The following is a 16,236-nucleotide window of genomic DNA, read 5'->3' on the forward strand; positions in this document are numbered from 1 at the left end:
GATAATTTTTAAAAATATTATGCGCTAAAATCCAAAAGGATTTTTAGCACTTGACTACAACTTGATTGCGGCCACTACGTTTGGCTTTGTAAAGCGCAGCATCGGCTTCCCGGAGCATGGCTTCCAATTGGGGGTGACCCTCCGAAGGTCGCCAACAACTCACCCCAATACTGACGGAAACGTTAATGTGATGATTTTGGTAAATAATTGGTAAAGATTGAATGGATTGACGGATCCTTTCTGCCAAACTTTTCCCTGACTCGCAATCGGTTTCCGGCATGAGAAGAACGAATTCCTCTCCGCCAAAACGCGCCAAAATATCGCTTTGGCGAACTGCATTTTGCAACATTGTGGCAATCTTTTGCAAGACCAGATCCCCGCCAGCGTGACCATAGCGATCATTGATAGATTTAAAGCGATCCAAATCGAGTAAGGCGAGGCTTACGGCTTCGCCATTTCTATCCGCGCGGGCCAAGATTTTTTCTGTGGCAGGAAAAAAATAACGGCGGTTGTAGAGGCCGGTCATTTCGTCCCTGAGGGATAAATGTTCATATTTAGCTTTCAATAACTGCGCTTCTCCCAAAGCAGATTCAAGCTCTGTAGTACGGAGGCGGATTTTCCTTTCCATTCGCCGCAGCAGTCTATTGTTGCTGATCAGTTGACCCAAAATACCGCAATAGACGATTAACAACCGTTGGTGCCATTCATTAAAAAAGTTGGGTTGAGGGTGGGAAATATTCAAAACTCCCAGCAGTTCTCCTGCCGCTTCAATTGGGGCACACATCAGGGAACCGGGAATATTATTGGATGATTGACCTTGTTTTACTTGAAATCTTGGATCTTCATGACAATTGCGGCAATGTTGGATTGTCCGGCTCTGGGCTGTGGTACCAATGACGCCTTCGCCAATTTGAAACCGTTGCGGGGCATGCTTTTTTACCGGGTTGTCATCGAGCATATCCTCCCAGTCCAAACCGGAGGCATTGACTAATTCATTACCTTGCAAAAGGAATACCGAACAGCGCTCCATATCCTGGTTCTGGATTAATACTTTAAGCGCAGAGCGGATCAGGCTATTTTCATCTTGGGCCAAGCTGCCAAGGGCAACAAGAGAACGGAGGGCGGACAGGGAGTTGAGTAACTCGAGAAATTGCGGTCCAAGATCCTCGGCCGATTCTCGTTTAACGGTGTATTCTGTATTCATCTGTGTTAGTGGAATTGGCGCGCAAGGGTCTGTAATTCCTGCTTTTTCATGCCAACTCTGGCCATGATTTTTTCAATGGCTTGAGAAGGTATATTTAGAAGCCGGCTCAATTCTCCCACTCCGGGTTCTATATCTTCACTGTCGAGAATCATGGATGAAAGCTGCCTGGCACCAGCCAATAATTGCGATAACCTTGGCGCCTGATGTAGTTGTTCCAGCCCTTGACTTTGGTCACCAATCGCATGGGCATAGATTTCAGGCAGTTGCCAGCGCAGTATGATCCATTTACCAATTTGATATTGATCGGTTTCAAATTTTTCTTGCAGCAATTGGTGAATACAGACTGAATCTTGACGGGCCTCTTGGAAAATTTGCTGCATTAATTCTGGCTGACCACTGACAAGAGCAAGGATGCCCAATTGCATCAATAATCCAGCGGTGTAAGCCAAGGCAGGTTCTGGTTTTTCTGGATCTGTGAGAGCAAAGGTAAGTTGTTGGGCAAATTGGGCATTCAGCAAAGTATTCAACCAAAAACGTTCGGAATGAAATCCAGGGCATTGGGCAGGCTTCAAGTTTTCGGCAAGCATTATGGCGAGTGAAAGGCTTTTCACCATATTCAAACCCAAATGAACAATGGCTTCCTTGAGGGTGTGAATTTTTCCTGCCCGGCCAAAATAGGCAGAATTGGCCAGTCCAACCAGCCTTGCAGTGAGAGCAGGACACTCCGCCAATAATTCTCCCAGCAACTCGATATCGATATCCGGATCATTGACCGCTGCCAAAATCCGTTGCCGGTTTTGTGGCAATGGAGGCAGAGATTTGAGTTTTTGAATTTCAAAGCGCAGGGTCTGGGCGTGCATCACAACCAATGATTGAGCTGTCATTGGTTTAAAGTATAGAAGACATTGCCTCCAAACGCTGGAGCTCTTCAATAGTAAACCCTGCTTGCAGTCTCAGGTTTTGGTTAATGGGCCTGCGTATTTTTCCGCCAAGATACTTTTCGATCATTTGAAAGTAAACGCTTTGCGGATTTTGTTCTTCTGCATGGCATAGGGTTTGAAACCAGCGGCTACCCTTGGCAACATGCCCTATCTCGTCGGAGAGAATTTTCGTTAAAATCCCGGCGCTTTTTGTATCGCCGACTTGTTCAAGCCTGTCAATCATCGCTGGCGTGACATCCAGTCCCCTCGCTTCCATGAAACGAGGCACCAAGGCCATCCTGGCGAGGATATTTTCCGCAGTATCTTCCGCAATTTGCCAGAGCCCGTTGTGAACGGGCAAATCCCCATAATCGGCGCCAAGTTCATTCAATCGGTTCCTCAGCAGGCAAAAATGGGTCATTTCTTCTATGGCCACTTCCAGCCAATCACGATAATAAGTGACTGGTAAGTTACGATAGCGGTAAACGCCATCCCAATGGAGCATAATGGCGTTGAATTCGATATGGGCGACTGCATGCAACAATGCCACCCTGCCCTCTACGGTAGATAACTTGCGTTGCTTTAAATCTTTAGGTTCTACCCAGCGCAGTTGTTTTGGAAATTGCACCCGGTCTATGGGCAACGGCGGGAAGGCTTCCGAAAAATCCAGGGATTGACTTTCGAGAAGCTGTTTGGCTCGACAGGTAATGTCTAACTTGCTTTCCAAATTTGGAGAAGTCAAACAGGCCTCGGCAAGTTGAAAAATATTGTTCATAATCTGCACTGGGATTGTTGAAATAGCAGGAAGACAGTGACCACTTTGTTATATTCCCATCCTGACTGCCTGAAACACGACACGGGCCCCGGCCATCCTGAACGCAGTGCCAGGCTGGAAGCGATTTTAAAAGCCCTGGAGAAACCGCAATTTAAGGCACTGACCCGTTTGCAGGCGCCAGAAGCCACCATGGATCAATTATCTCTCATCCACCCCGAACTTTATATCGACGCAATTTTTAAGGCCATACCCAAATCCGGCTATCACTATTTGGATCCGGATACGGTTGTCTCGCCGGGCTCCGGTGTTGCCGCCTTACGGGCTGCAGGCGCGGTTTGCGCTGCAGTGGATCAAGTGATGGCAGGCAAAGCCAATAACGCCTTTTGCGCCATCAGGCCGCCGGGGCATCACGCGAAACCGAGTCGGGCCATGGGCTTTTGTCTTTTTAATAATGTCGCAATCGCTGCAAGTCATGCCATAACTCGATGGCGCATTGATCGAGTTGCTATTGTCGATTTCGATGTTCATCATGGCAATGGGACCCAGGCGGCATTCGAAAAAAAACCCAAGGTGCTTTATGCTTCCACCCACCAATTCCCGTTTTATCCGGGCACCGGCAGCGCGGAAGAAACCGGCGTGGGCAATTTGGTCAACGTCCCCTTGCCGGCAGGCACCGATGGTTCCAGGTTCCGGCAGGCGGTTTCAGATCGGATTCTTCCCGCCATCCGTCACTTCAAGCCCCAATTATTGCTGGTTTCCGCAGGTTTTGATGGCCACAAACAGGATCCGTTAGCCTCGTGGTTGCTCGAAGAAGAAGATTATGTTTGGATTACCCGGCAATTACTGGATTTTGACCTTCCCTTGGTTTCCAGCCTGGAAGGGGGATATCACCTGGAAGCGCTGGCGGCCAGTGTCGCCAGCCATGTTCAAGCGTTGCTTCAAGCCCGGCCGATGCCAAAATAATCAAAGCCCTGATTCTTGACGAATGCCGGATCGTAGAGGTTTCTGCCATCGAAAATGACCGGCGTCTTCAAGGCCGCTTTCATTACCTGAAAATCCGGGCTTCGAAATACATTCCATTCGGTCACTAAGGCCAAACCATCAGCCCCTTCCAGGGCCGCCATCGGCGAATCTGTCAGCTGTAAATCCTCCCGCTCCCCATAAATCCGCCGGGCTTCATCCATGGCGACCGGATCGTGGGCCTGAACCTTGGCGCCGGCTTCCCAAAGCGCTTCCATCAAAACCCGGCTGGGTGCTTCGCGCATATCGTCGGTGTTGGGCTTGAAAGCCAGCCCCCAAATGGCAAGGGTTTTGCCATTTAGATCCCCTTTGAAATGGCTTTTTATCTTCTCAAACAAACGGCGTTTTTGCCGTTCATTCACCGCTTCCACCGCTTGTAATAACTCCGCCTGGTAATCCACTTCCCGGGCGCTGCGTTCCAGGGCTTTGACATCCTTGGGAAAACACGAACCGCCATAGCCGCAACCGGGATAAATAAAGTGATAGCCGATGCGGGGATCAGAGCCGATCCCGACCCGTACTTGTTCAATATCGGCATCCAGTTTTTCCGCCAGATTGGCCAGCTCGTTCATAAAGCTGATTTTAGTGGCCAACATGGCATTAGCGGCGTATTTGGTCAGTTCGGCGGAACGGATATCCATGGCAATCAAACGGTCGTGATTTCGGTTGAAAGGAGCGTAAAGCGCCTTTAACAGTTCCGCAGTGCGGGGATTATCAGTACCGACGATGATGCGGTCCGGTTTCATAAAGTCGTCAATTGCCGCCCCTTCCTTGAGAAATTCCGGATTGGAAACCACGTCGAATTCCACTTGTTTGCCCTGTTCGGTCAAAATCCGGCCAAGTTCGGCCCTTACTTTATCCGCAGTGCCCACCGGCACGGTGGACTTGTTCACAACAATTTTGTAATCCTGCATATTTTCGGCAATGGTCCGGGCCACCGCCAGAACATATTGCAGATCGGCGCTGCCATCTTCATCGGGCGGCGTTCCCACCGCGATGAATTGGAACAATCCGTGGGACACGCCTTCCTCGGAATCGGTGGTAAAGCGCAGTCTTCCCGCTTCCCGGTTGCGGGCAATGATCTGATCCAGTCCCGGCTCATGGATAGGCACTTCACCGTTGTTCAAACGCTGAATCTTGTCGGCGTCAATATCCACACATACCACTTCGTTGCCGACCTCGGCAAGACAAGCGCCGGTTACCAGACCGACATAGCCGGATCCATAGATAGTCACTTTCATTCCGGTTCTCCCTTCAAATCAGTTTAAGCATTCAGACCACGCTCAAGATCGGCGGTGATATCATCCAGATCTTCGAGCCCCACGGAAATACGCACGAGATTATCTTTAATCCCCGCTTTCTCCCGCTCTTCAGGGGATAATCGCCCATGGGTGGTGGTCGCTGGATGGGTAATGGTGGTTTTTACGTCCCCCAGATTGGCGGTAATAGATAAAATTTCAGTCTGATCTATCAACTTCCAGGCTGCATTCTGGCCACCCTGTACTTCAAAACTGATGATGCCGCCCGCGCCGGATTGTTGGCTTTGCGCCAATTTGTATTGAGGATGAGAAGGCAGCCCTGGATAGAATACCCGTTCAATTTTTGGGTGATCGTTCAACCACTGGGCCAAGCCCAACGCATTCTCGCAGTGGGCCCTCATGCGCAGCTTCAGGGTTTCCAGGCCAGTCAAAAACACCCAAGCGTTGAACGGGCTCATGGCCGCGCCGCCAGTGCGGAGAAAAGGATAGATTTCCTTATCCAGCAATTCCCTCGGCCCCACAATGGCGCCACCGACACAGCGTCCCTGACCATCCAGGTACTTGGTAGCGGAGTGCACCACAATATCGGCCCCCAGCGCCAGTGGTTTCTGTAGCGCCGGCGTACAAAACACATTATCGACTACCAGCAAACAGCCATGGGTATGCGCTAAATCCGCCAGGGCTTTGATATCGGCAATCTCGGTCAGCGGGTTGGATGGGGTTTCCAAAAACAGGAACCGGGTATCGGGGCGAATGGCCGATTCCCAGGCATTGAGGTCGGTCAAATCGACAAACGTGGTCTCCACGCCGAATTTAGCCATGAAATTCTGAAACAACAACACCGTATTGCCAAAAACGGCCCGAGAACACACCACGTGGTTGCTCGCTTTCAACAATCCCATGCACAAGGTCATAATCGCCGCCATGCCGGAAGCAACACCAATGCAACGTTCGCCGCCTTCCAGGGCGGCCAAGCGTTCTTCAAAGGTCCTTACCGTGGGATTGGTGAAACGCGAGTAGATATTGCCGGGTTCGTCTCCCGAGAAACGGGCCTGGGCCTGGCGGGCGCTGTCGAAGACATAGCTTGAGGTAACGAAAATGGGATCGGAGTGTTCATTTTCCGGGGTGCGATGTTGGCCCGCCCGTACACTTTGGGTTTCGAGTCCGTATTTTTTCCAATCGATGTTCTGAGTCACGGGTGGCTTCCTTATACTGAATTGTGCAAATCGATGATTGTGGTTTGTGAATTGTGGTTTTGTTGCGCCTCGTCCGAGCGGCATCGACTCAAATGCTGCAAATATTGCGGGCTGATGTCGCCGGTGATGTATTGGCCGCTAAAACACGAAGTCTCAAAGTGTTGAATTGCTGGATTTCCTTGCTTTACCGCCGCGATCAAATCTTCCAGGTCTTGATAGATCAACCAGTCGGCGCCCAGCAGGGATTGGATTTCCTCTTCCGTCCGGTCATGGGCGATTAATTCATGGGCGGCCGGCATATCGATGCCATAAACATAAGGATAACGAACCGGCGGCGAGGCGGAGGCGAAATATACCTTTTTGGCGCCAGCTTCGCGTGCCATGTGAATAATTTGTTTGGAGGTAGTGCCCCGGACAATGGAATCATCCACCAATAAAACATTCTTACCCTTGAATTCCAGATCAATGGGATTTAGTTTCCTGCGCACCGATTTTTGCCGCTGTTGTTGCCCTGGCATAATGAAGGTCCGGCCAATATAGCGGTTTTTGATAAAACCTTCCCGGTAAAGCACGCCAAGCTGGTTCGCCAGTTCCAAGGCAGTGGTGCGGCTGGTATCGGGAATTGGGATAACCACGTCGATATCGTGATCCGGACGCAGCCGCAGGATTTTTTGCGCCAGTTTTTCCCCCATGCGCAGGCGGGATTTATACACGGAAATATCATCGATGATGGAATCGGGCCGAGCGAAATAAACGAATTCGAAGATACACGGCGCGTGTACGTCATTGTTGGCGCATAAACGGCTGTGAAAGGTGCCGTCCTTCTCGATGAATACCGCCTCGCCGGGCTGAATATCCCGCATCAATTCAAAACCCAAGACATCTAACGCCACGCTTTCGGAGGCAATCATGTACTCCGGGCCGTTACCCGTGTCACGGCGGCCAATCACCGCCGGCCTGATACCATAAGGATCTCGAAAACCCAGCACACCAAAACCCGTAATCATGGCCACCACCGCATAAGCGCCCCGGCAGCGGCGATGCACGGCGGTGACGGCATCGAACACATCGCTTACGTCCAAACGCAGTTTACCGAGACTTTGCAGTTCGTGGGCGAAGATATTCAAGAGCACTTCCGAGTCGGAATCGGTATTGATATGGCGTTGATCCTGCAAAAACAATTCTTGTTTCAGAATTTCCGAATTAGTCAAATTACCATTGTGCCCCAGGGTGATACCGTAAGGGGAATTGACGTAGAAAGGTTGAGCTTCCGCCGAGCTGGTACAGCCCGCGGTAGGATAACGGACATGCCCGATTCCCATGGTACCGGGCAAGTTGAGCATGTGTTCGGTATGAAAAACATCCCGCACCAGCCCCCGATCCTTACGCAGATAGAAACGGCCGCCCTCGTAGGTAACGATGCCAGCGGCATCTTGTCCCCGGTGCTGGAGGACTGTGAGCGCTTCGTATAAGTCTTGATTGACTGGGGAATGGGAAACGATGCCTGCTATGCCACACATATTTCAGACCCGAAGTAGTAGATGAATAATCACGGTTGATGCACCAATTTTAGGTAATCATCGGAGTTGAGGCGGGCTAAAACCACCGCCCAATCCTCCAGCCAAGGCAAAAACATGGACTCATGCCACCAAGGCTCTGAAACCAATTGAGATGAGCGGGCAAATAGTACCATCAGGACTATCAGTAACACTCCTCTCGCAAAACCAAACAACAAGCCGCCCAAACGATTAAATGCTCGAAACAGGCCGTGATTAATTAAGGTGCCGAGCAAATACCCAGCAATTTTACCAACCGCCAGTGTCGTCAGGAACAAGAGGATAAAAGCCAATCCAAGACGGAGAGATGGATCCTCGATCCAAGACTGTAACTGAATGGCCAAGGCAGAATCATAACGCAATCCAATCCACACCGCCGAAGCCCAGGTAAGCAGCGAAAAAGTCTCGCGGACAAAGCCCCGCAGCAGACCGATCAAGGCTGAAATGGCGATAAAGCCCAGGATGGCATGGTCAATCCAGATCAATGGTTAATGCTCAATGATTAGAGAAAGGAGATTGTATCAAAGCTATAACCCGAATATTGCACCAGAAACCGGCATGCCTTATTTTTGCTGGCGGGCCGCGTCCAAAGCTTTAAGATGGGCGAGCTTTTCCTTGATTTTTATTTCCAGCCCCCGGTCCACGGGATGATAATACTGCCGGCCATCCATTTCCTCCGGGAAATAATTTTCGCCGGCGGCATAGGCTTCAGGTTCGTCATGGGCATAGCGGTAACGCTTGCCATAGCCCAGTTCTTTCATCAAACGGGTTGGGGCATTGCGCAAATGCACGGGGACTTCCAAACTGCCGGTAGAAGCCGCATCTTTTTGTGCCGCTTGATAGGCCCGGTAAACGGCGTTGCTCTTGGGTGCGCAGGCAAGATACACGGCTGCTTGCGCCAAGGACAACTCCCCTTCCGGGCTGCCCAACCGCTCTTGCGCTTCCCAGGCATTCAGGGCCAATTGCAGTCCCCGGGGATCGGCGTTGCCAATATCTTCGCTGGCGATCCGCACTAGACGCCGGGCAATATAGAAAGGATCGCAACCGCCATCCAGCATCCGGCACAGCCAATACAACGAGGCGTCAGGATCACTGCCACGAATCGATTTATGCAGCGCTGAAATTTGGTCATAAAACGCATCCCCGCCTTTATCAAAACGCCTGACGCTGCCGCCGGCGAGCACATCTTTGGCGAGAGATTCGGTGATAATGGCCCGGCCCTGGTCATCCAGGGCCAGATCCACGGCAATTTCCAGCAAATTCAATAATCTCCGGGCATCTCCATCGGCGGCTTGCACAAACCATTGCTCAATTTCCGGGGAGATTTCCACTTGCAAACTACCCAAGCCCCTTGGATCACGGAGTGCCCGCTGGAAAACCTGATGGAGATCTTCGCAGGTCAACGTTTTCAGTACATAAACCCGCGCCCGGGACAGCAAGGCATTATTCAAAGCGAAAGAAGGGTTTTCCGTGGTGGCGCCGATGAAAAAAATCGTGCCATCCTCAATGTGGGGCAAAAAAGCGTCTTGTTGGGCTTTGTTGAAGCGATGGACCTCATCCACAAAGAGAATAGTGGCTTTCCCCTGCTGTAGAAAAATCTTGGCTTTTTTGATGGATTCTCGAATTTTTTTGATATTGGATAAAACAGCAGATAACGGTATAAATTTTGCGTTAGCGACTTCTGCAATCATGCGGGCCAACGTCGTTTTTCCTGTACCTGGCGGCCCCCATAACACCATGGAATGGAGACGCCCGGAATGAATCGCTTCATACAAGGGTTTCCCAGGTGCGAGTAAATGCCTTTGACCGGCAAAGTCATCCAATGACGTTGGGCGCATCCGGTCGGCGAGAGGACGGGAGAAGTCGATATCCATCAGCCCTCAAATACATCCACCCCGGTGGGCGGGGTGAAGTTAAAAATCCCTTTGGGCATCAAATGATTTTTCTTTAGATTTTTGAACTGAATCCGGGTCAATTGGCCGAAGTTGTCCGCCATTTCCATCCATTGCAGTTGGCCTTTTTTCATTTCCACCTTCAAGCTTTTGAAAACGTCCTCCTCGCTTTTAGGCGCCAGCTCGACCCAGCTAATATCACCCTCCCTCCCCTGGGACTTGATGACGAAACGCTCACTCAACTTGACTTTACCGCTCAACAATAAGGCAGGCGCCGATCCCAGCGCTTCATCGACAAGCTTGACCGTTACTTGTTCCAGGTCCGGGTCATAAAACCAAACCTTCTTGCCATCGGAAACAATTTCCTGCTTGAACGGCGTTTCGTAGTTCCAGCGGAATTGTCCCGGCCGCTGTAAATAGAATTTGCCCTGGCTGCGCTGACTCACCCGGCCATGCTCGTCAATCACTTCCTGCTCGAACCGGGCGGAAAGGGTTTTGATCGACGCCAAAAATTGTTCCAGCGCTTGTATCGGTTTGACGCTGGCACTATTGGCAACGGTTAACCAAAACAAGCAAGCCAATAAAATAAATAAATTTCTCAACTTTAATCCTCCACCGGTGGTGGCGCCAGTACGGTTCGGGAACCATTCCCTTCCGCCGGGCTGACCACACCCGCCCGTTCCATTTCCTCGACAATCCGAGCCGCCCGATTGTATCCAATTCTGAACTTGCGCTGGACACTGGAAACCGATACCCGGCGGGTCTCGGTGACAAATCTGACGGCTTCATCGTAAAGCTCATCTTCCTCGCCGTCCCCCTCTTCAGTCAAAGAGCCACTGCCATCACTATCCTCCTTATACCGGGTGATATCCTCGATATACTGAGGACGGCCTGTTTGCTTCAACCAGGCAACGACTTGCAGTACTTCGTGGTCATCCACAAATGCACCGTGGGCGCGCTGGGGGAAACCGGTTCCCGGCGGCAGGAACAACATATCCCCACTGCCGAGCAAGGTTTCCGCGCCGCCCTGATCGAGAATGGTGCGCGAATCAATTTTGGAGGAAACCTGAAAGGCAATCCGGGTAGGCACGTTGGCCTTGATCAAGCCGGTCAACACATCCACCGACGGACGCTGGGTCGCCAAAATCAAGTGCAGACCCGCCGCTCTGGCCTTCTGGGCAAGACGGGCAATCAACTCCTCCACTTTCTTGCCAACAATCATCATCATGTCGGCCAGCTCGTCTATGACGACGACAATGACGGGCAAAGGTTCCAGGGTGGGCCAACTTCCTCCCTCTTCCATATCGGCGGCATTGAAAAAGGGATCCTTGATGGGCTCGCCGGCATCGATGGCCGCCTGGATCTTGCGGTTATAACCGGCCAGGTTCCGAACCTTCAGCATCGACATCAGCCGGTAACGGCGCTCCATCTCCGCCACGCACCAGCGCAAGGCGCTGGCGGCTTCCTTCATGTCGGTCACCACCGGGCTCAGCAAATGGGGAATCCCCTCATAGACCGACAATTCCAGCATTTTGGGGTCAATCATAATCAAGCGGACCTGGTCATGAGTCGCCTTGTAGAGCATGCTCAAAATCATGGCGTTAATGGCTACCGATTTACCGGCGCCGGTGGTGCCCGCTACCAGAAGATGGGGCATTTTCGCCAGATCCGCCACCACCGGACGGCCGGAGATATCCTTGCCCAGCACCAGGGTGACAGGGGATTTGGCTTGCTGGTATTCACGACTGGCCAGCACCTCCCGTAGAAACACCGTCTCCCGCTCCCGGTTGGGGATTTCCAGCCCCACATAGGATTTGCCCGGGATGACCTCGACAATGCGCACACTGGGCACCGACAAGGATCGCGCCAGATCCTTGGAGAGGTTGCTGATCCGGCTGACTTTCACGCCAGGCGCCGGTTGAATTTCAAAGCGGGTAATGACAGGTCCCGGATGTACCTCTTTGACTTCCGCCTGAACACCAAAGTCTGAAAGAATCGCCTCCACATGGCGGGACATGGATTCCAAATCTTCCTTGGAATAGCGGTCCACGTGGCCTTCCCCCGCCACCAGCAAATCCAGCGGCGGCAGGGAATCATGGGCCAAAGGTAGCTGGGTTTGAACCGAGGCCTGCGCCTTTTTGGTGATGACCGGTGATTTTTTATTTGCTTCAGGCGTTGAATCTTGCTCTTCCAAATTCAACTTCGGCTCACGTTTTTTGATTTTTTTAGGTTTTGCCGGCACTGAAACCGAAGGGGCGGTTGCTTGCACCTCTCGATTCGAGGCCTTTTTCTCCCACAGGGAAGCGAAAAACGCCCCGAGTTTTAAGGTGCATTTACCCGTCACCTCCATCACCGTCAACCACGAAATCCCGGTAAAAAAAGTCAACCCTGCCAGCAAGATCACCAGCAAGGCAAGCGTAGCGCCGAGCACACCGAATTTGCCCAGCAACCACTCTCCCAGTTCGCTTCCCAAAATACCGCCGGTAGTTTCCGGCAAATCGGGGGTGGACCTGGGGAAATGAATGTATGCCAGCCCCGTGCCTGCAATCACCGTGGCGATGAATCCCATCCATCTGAGCCCCAGCAACCAGCGCGATCTGCTGTTCTCTTTCATGCCGCGCCAGACCAAAAAACCATGCCAGATCACCATCACCGGCAACAGAAAGGCCATAACCCCAAATAGGGTGAAGGTCAAATCAGCCAACCACGCGCCAACAGTCCCCCCGGCATTGGCAAGTGGCCGGCCCGTGCCCGTATGGCGCCAACCGGGATCCTCCAGGTCATAACTCAACAAGGAAAGGAACAGATACACCCCGAGGGCAACAAAAGCCACAAGAATGACTTCACGCAAACCGTGGAAGACCCGTTCCACGGCTTCATCGGCAACAAGTTTTTTAGTTTGGGACAAGGGAATAACGCCACTGGATAGTGAAAACTATAATCATTGTTGATAAAAAAGCTCGGATTGGCAAGGTACTAATGATGACAAATGGTATTATTTGCAGTCATCATAATACTAACGCAGGAGGAAATTCGCCCATGAGCCAAATCAAACATTGCCGTCTGTTGATTCTGGGATCGGGGCCGGCAGGCTATACCGCGGCTATCTATGCCGCCAGGGCCAATTTGAATCCAGTACTGATCACTGGTATTGAACAAGGCGGTCAATTAATGACTACTACCGACGTGGAAAACTGGCCCGGCGAACCCAACGGTGTTCAAGGACCGGAACTCATGGAGCGGATGCGTCAGCACGCGGAAAACTTTAACACGGAAATGATCTTTGACCACATCCACACCACTGATCTGAGTCAAAAACCTTTTGTCCTGGAAGGCGACGCCGGCACTTATACGTGTGATGCGCTGATTGTGGCAACCGGTTCTTCCGCCCGCTATTTAGGATTGCCTTCGGAAGAAAAATACAAAGGCCGGGGCGTTTCCGCCTGCGCCACTTGCGACGGGTTTTTCTACAAAGACCAGCCCGTGGCAGTCGTTGGCGGTGGCAACACCGCCGTCGAAGAAGCCATCTACCTGTCCAACATTTGTTCCCACGTAACTTTAGTCCACCGCCGGGATAAACTGCGGGCCGAAAAAATCCTGGTGGACCGGCTGATGAAACGGGTCGAGGAAGGCAAAATCGGCATCGAATGGAATCACGTCGTAGATGAAATATTGGGGGACGATCAAGGGGTCAATGGACTGAGAATCAAACATGTCCATGATGGCAGCACCAAAGTGCTGCAGGTGAGCGGGGTATTCATCGCCATTGGCCATACGCCCAATACCAAGATCTTCGAAGGTCAATTGGAGCTGGACCACGGCTATATCAAAATCAAAGGCAGCGGCGACAACCAGGGCAATGCCACCGCCACCAGCGTGCCAGGCGTTTTCGCCGCCGGCGATGTGGCTGATCCTGTCTACCGACAGGCTGTCACATCGGCGGGAACAGGTTGCATGGCCGCCTTGGACGCGGAGAAATTTTTGGAGGGAGAGTAGCGGAATTACCCTTGGTACATTCCACTCTCTCGTTGCTACTCTTTGCCCTTTTGCTACTCTGCTCTTTCCCTGTAAAGAGCGGGGTTTTGCTATTGCCCAAAACAGCGCTTGAGCCTAATGAAGTCGCGGTGGTTGTTAACGACCGCGACACTCTTAGCCTGAAGATTGGCCGGTATTACCTGGCCCAAAGAAAAATTCCCAAACAAAATCTTATTCACGTGAATTTCCCGCCCAATCGGGACAAGATTTCCATTCCCCTGTTTCAAAAACAATTCAAGCGTGTTGCTCAACAGACAGAAAAAACCATACAAGCCTATGTTCTGACTTGGGCCCGCCCATACCGGGTTGGGTGCATGTCAATCACATCGGCTTTCGCCACCGGTTTTGATCGGGATTATTGCGCGGCAAAGCAGGATTTATCCCAACCTTGCGGCATTACCCAAAGAAGTCCTTATTTCAATAGTACTAGCTTTGCGCCTTACCGGGATTTCAAGCTTCGTCCATCCGTGGCGCTGGCAGCGTTTAGTTTTGAGGAAGCCAAGCGATTAATTGACCGGGGCGTTGCCGCGGATGAAACCTTCCCCAAAGGCACTGCTTATTTGCTGGAAACCAGCGATAAAAACCGTAGCGTCAGGGCAGTGTTATTCCCTTCCATCAAAAAAAAATTAGGGCACCGAATCTCTATTCAGATTTTAAAGCAGGACACCCTGAAAAATAAAAGCGATGTGCTTTTCTATTTTACTGGCAAAACCTGGGTGGAAGGTCTGGAAACACTGAAGTTTCTCCCGGGAGCCGCCGCCGACCACCTGACATCCGCAGGCGGGCAGATGCGGCCCAGGGACAAACCTGGCAGGCAAATGAGCGCCATCCGATGGCTGGAGGCTGGCGCAACCGGAAGTTTCGGCACCGTGGTGGAACCTTGTAATTATCTAACTAAATTTCCCCATCCCGGGGTTTTGATGGAAAATTATCTCAATGGCGCCACATTACTGGAAGCCTATTGGAAAAGCGTGGCGTGGCCCGGGGAGGGACTTTTTATTGGCGAGCCTTTGAGCCGGCCCTTCGGCCGTAATCAAATCGCATTCGATGGAGGCAAGCTATCCTTCCAATATTATGGCTTGCCCCCTGGCCTGTATCAGCTCCTTGCGGCCGATGCCGCACCCGGACCCTATCAGTTTACGGGGCATTATTTAAGAATTTCAAAGCGGGGGGAAAGCATCACTCTGACTGGTTTGAATTCACCGTTTTACCAACTCAAACCAGCCTCTGATGTTCCAACGCCTCGATAAAGTCTTCACAAAAAAGCCCGCTTCCAGTAGGAGGCGGGCTTTTTGTTTCAGAACAAGGAGAGAGATTATTCCGACCTTCCTTGCCTTCTCATGCCAGCCAAACCAAGGACGGCGCCGCCAAACAAGAACACGGCCGGCGGCAAGGGAACCGCGGCGACATAATCAACCTTGACATTGGCACTCTCCAGCACGACGTCGTCTCCCGCCAATTGGCCATTAATGTAGACATCGTAAGTTCCTGAATTTAAAGCCAGTTGCCAGCCGCCAGTATCCATGGTTGTCGTTGAGCCAACGACATTGCCTGATAGGTCCTTGATAACCACATCCAAACCCGACAGGCCTTCTCCAGGAGTGTAGAAATCATCATCCACCACTGAATCGTCATAAGCCACGCCGGTAAGATAAGGACCCTCACTGTTATAGGCAAAATCCTGGGTAGCTATAACCGAGGGCAAAGTGCCGGAAGAAAAACCGCCCCAGGCGGAATCAAACTGGACGCTGATGCCCACATTTTCAAAATTGTCCTGGAGGAGATTCAGTCGATGACCTCGCCCAGCGATGCCAGTATCCACGAACAAATCCACCACCAATTGCTTGGTTGTTTCGGTGGAAACACCAGTAAATGTGGAATTTCCCCTGACCGCCAGGTTTTCCCCGGAACCCCAAGACCCGGTGAAAGGATAGCCAGCATTATCCATTCTGTCATGGGGTGAAGTCCCGTCAGTGCCAGTATGGCCAAAAAAATCGTTGTCCAGCATATCCTTGGAATGGCCATGGGCCGACTGAAACAAGCTTGAGTGCCATGCCAGCGGTTGCCTAGAGTTTGTTCCTAATGTCCCTGGGGCTAACCCTTCACTCAGATCGCCTGAAAGATAGTCATTCGCCCATCCTTGTGGATTGGCCCGCAGGTCATTGACCAATTCCAGCATGTATTGATCAAATTGAGTAGGTGCTAGAACCGCACTAAATGCTGGGTTGCATACACTCCAACCCAAAGTGGCGATACCTGCCAAAGCGAATAATCCCTTCCTTTTTATTTCCATGTTCATCAAACCTCGCTATTGAATTTCGTATCTGCAAGAAAGCCTATGCATGCTTTCTCCCTTGTCCAATGGATTTTCCATGAAAC

General features: G+C 51.5%; 13 protein-coding genes and 1 pseudogene. 3 read left to right on the forward strand and 11 right to left on the reverse strand.

Annotated features, from left to right (window positions below):
- Positions 1 to 43: 43 nt before the first annotated feature.
- The 3 genes from AXA67_12820 to AXA67_12830 are packed head-to-tail and all read right to left on the reverse strand — an operon-like array spanning position 44 to position 2,899.
- On the reverse strand, positions 44 to 1,204 hold the full coding sequence (locus AXA67_12820; protein ID KXJ39923.1) for a hypothetical protein: 1,161 nt from the start codon (positions 1,202 to 1,204) through the stop codon (positions 44 to 46).
- 5 nt (positions 1,205 to 1,209) lie between these two features.
- A complete protein-coding gene (locus AXA67_12825; GenBank protein ID KXJ39924.1) occupies positions 1,210 to 2,088 on the reverse strand; it encodes a hypothetical protein in 879 nt (292 codons plus the stop codon).
- 4 nt (positions 2,089 to 2,092) lie between these two features.
- On the reverse strand, positions 2,093 to 2,899 hold the full coding sequence (locus tag AXA67_12830) for a hypothetical protein (GenBank protein KXJ39925.1): 807 nt from the start codon (positions 2,897 to 2,899) through the stop codon (positions 2,093 to 2,095).
- A gap of 36 nt (positions 2,900 to 2,935) precedes the next feature.
- Between AXA67_12830 and AXA67_12835 the strand changes: the two genes are divergently transcribed.
- Positions 2,936 to 3,862, forward strand: coding sequence for an acetoin utilization protein (locus AXA67_12835; protein ID KXJ39926.1), 927 nt, complete (start codon positions 2,936 to 2,938; stop codon positions 3,860 to 3,862).
- On the opposite strand, the gene AXA67_12840 is transcribed toward AXA67_12835, so the two are convergent.
- The 7 genes from AXA67_12840 to AXA67_12870 all read right to left on the reverse strand — a co-directional run bounded on the left by AXA67_12840 (position 3,838) and on the right by AXA67_12870 (position 12,694).
- Positions 3,838 to 5,160 (reverse strand): UDP-glucose 6-dehydrogenase, encoded by a 1,323-nt coding sequence (locus AXA67_12840; GenBank protein ID KXJ39927.1) that lies wholly within the window; start codon positions 5,158 to 5,160, stop codon positions 3,838 to 3,840. The two genes, AXA67_12835 and AXA67_12840, sit on opposite strands and share 25 nt — an antisense overlap.
- Positions 5,161 to 5,183: 23 nt before the next feature.
- Positions 5,184 to 6,374 (reverse strand): O-succinylhomoserine sulfhydrylase, encoded by a 1,191-nt coding sequence (locus AXA67_12845; GenBank protein ID KXJ39928.1) that lies wholly within the window; start codon positions 6,372 to 6,374, stop codon positions 5,184 to 5,186.
- Between the two features lie 11 nt (positions 6,375 to 6,385).
- A complete protein-coding gene (locus tag AXA67_12850) occupies positions 6,386 to 7,894 on the reverse strand; it encodes an amidophosphoribosyltransferase (GenBank protein KXJ39929.1) in 1,509 nt (502 codons plus the stop codon).
- Between the two features lie 29 nt (positions 7,895 to 7,923).
- Positions 7,924 to 8,415, reverse strand: a complete 492-nt coding sequence (locus AXA67_12855; GenBank protein ID KXJ39930.1) for a hypothetical protein — start codon at positions 8,413 to 8,415, stop codon at positions 7,924 to 7,926.
- A gap of 78 nt (positions 8,416 to 8,493) precedes the next feature.
- The gene (locus AXA67_12860) at positions 8,494 to 9,804 is read right to left on the reverse strand and encodes a recombination factor protein RarA (GenBank protein ID KXJ39931.1); all 1,311 of its coding nucleotides are present in this window, start codon (positions 9,802 to 9,804) and stop codon (positions 8,494 to 8,496) included.
- Complete coding sequence (locus AXA67_12865; protein ID KXJ39932.1) at positions 9,804 to 10,424, reverse strand: outer membrane lipoprotein carrier protein LolA; 621 nt, start codon at positions 10,422 to 10,424, stop codon at positions 9,804 to 9,806. The genes AXA67_12860 and AXA67_12865 overlap by 1 nt, the downstream gene beginning before the upstream one ends.
- 2 nt (positions 10,425 to 10,426) lie before the next feature.
- Positions 10,427 to 12,694, reverse strand: coding sequence for a cell division protein FtsK (locus AXA67_12870; GenBank protein ID KXJ40188.1), 2,268 nt, complete (start codon positions 12,692 to 12,694; stop codon positions 10,427 to 10,429).
- A gap of 167 nt (positions 12,695 to 12,861) precedes the next feature.
- On the opposite strand from AXA67_12870, the gene AXA67_12875 reads away from it, so the two are divergent.
- Complete coding sequence (locus AXA67_12875) at positions 12,862 to 13,818, forward strand: thioredoxin reductase (protein KXJ39933.1); 957 nt, start codon at positions 12,862 to 12,864, stop codon at positions 13,816 to 13,818.
- An 11-nt stretch (positions 13,819 to 13,829) separates the two neighbouring features.
- Positions 13,830 to 14,897 (forward strand): annotated as a pseudogene (locus AXA67_12880) (hypothetical protein).
- 275 nt (positions 14,898 to 15,172) lie between these two features.
- Here AXA67_12880 and AXA67_12885 read toward each other — a convergent pair.
- The gene (locus tag AXA67_12885) at positions 15,173 to 16,156 is read right to left on the reverse strand and encodes a hypothetical protein (GenBank protein KXJ39934.1); all 984 of its coding nucleotides are present in this window, start codon (positions 16,154 to 16,156) and stop codon (positions 15,173 to 15,175) included.
- Between the last annotated feature and the right edge of the window lie 80 nt (positions 16,157 to 16,236).

It is taken from the genome of Methylothermaceae bacteria B42 (genome assembly GCA_001566965.1).
Lineage (GTDB): Bacteria > Pseudomonadota > Gammaproteobacteria > Methylococcales > Methylothermaceae > Methylohalobius.

Coding starts and splice junctions, on each gene's coding strand:
- AXA67_12875 (KXJ39933.1), top strand. CDS start 12,862: ATGAGCCAAATCAAACATTGCCGTCTGTTGATTCTGGGATCGGGGCCG.
- AXA67_12840 (KXJ39927.1), bottom strand. CDS start 5,160: ATGAAAGTGACTATCTATGGATCCGGCTATGTCGGTCTGGTAACCGGC.
- AXA67_12820 (KXJ39923.1), bottom strand. CDS start 1,204: ATGAATACAGAATACACCGTTAAACGAGAATCGGCCGAGGATCTTGGA.
- AXA67_12850 (KXJ39929.1), bottom strand. CDS start 7,894: ATGTGTGGCATAGCAGGCATCGTTTCCCATTCCCCAGTCAATCAAGAC.
- AXA67_12830 (KXJ39925.1), bottom strand. CDS start 2,899: ATGAACAATATTTTTCAACTTGCCGAGGCCTGTTTGACTTCTCCAAAT.
- AXA67_12860 (KXJ39931.1), bottom strand. CDS start 9,804: ATGGATATCGACTTCTCCCGTCCTCTCGCCGACCGGATGCGCCCAACG.
- AXA67_12885 (KXJ39934.1), bottom strand. CDS start 16,156: ATGAACATGGAAATAAAAAGGAAGGGATTATTCGCTTTGGCAGGTATC.
- AXA67_12825 (KXJ39924.1), bottom strand. CDS start 2,088: ATGACAGCTCAATCATTGGTTGTGATGCACGCCCAGACCCTGCGCTTT.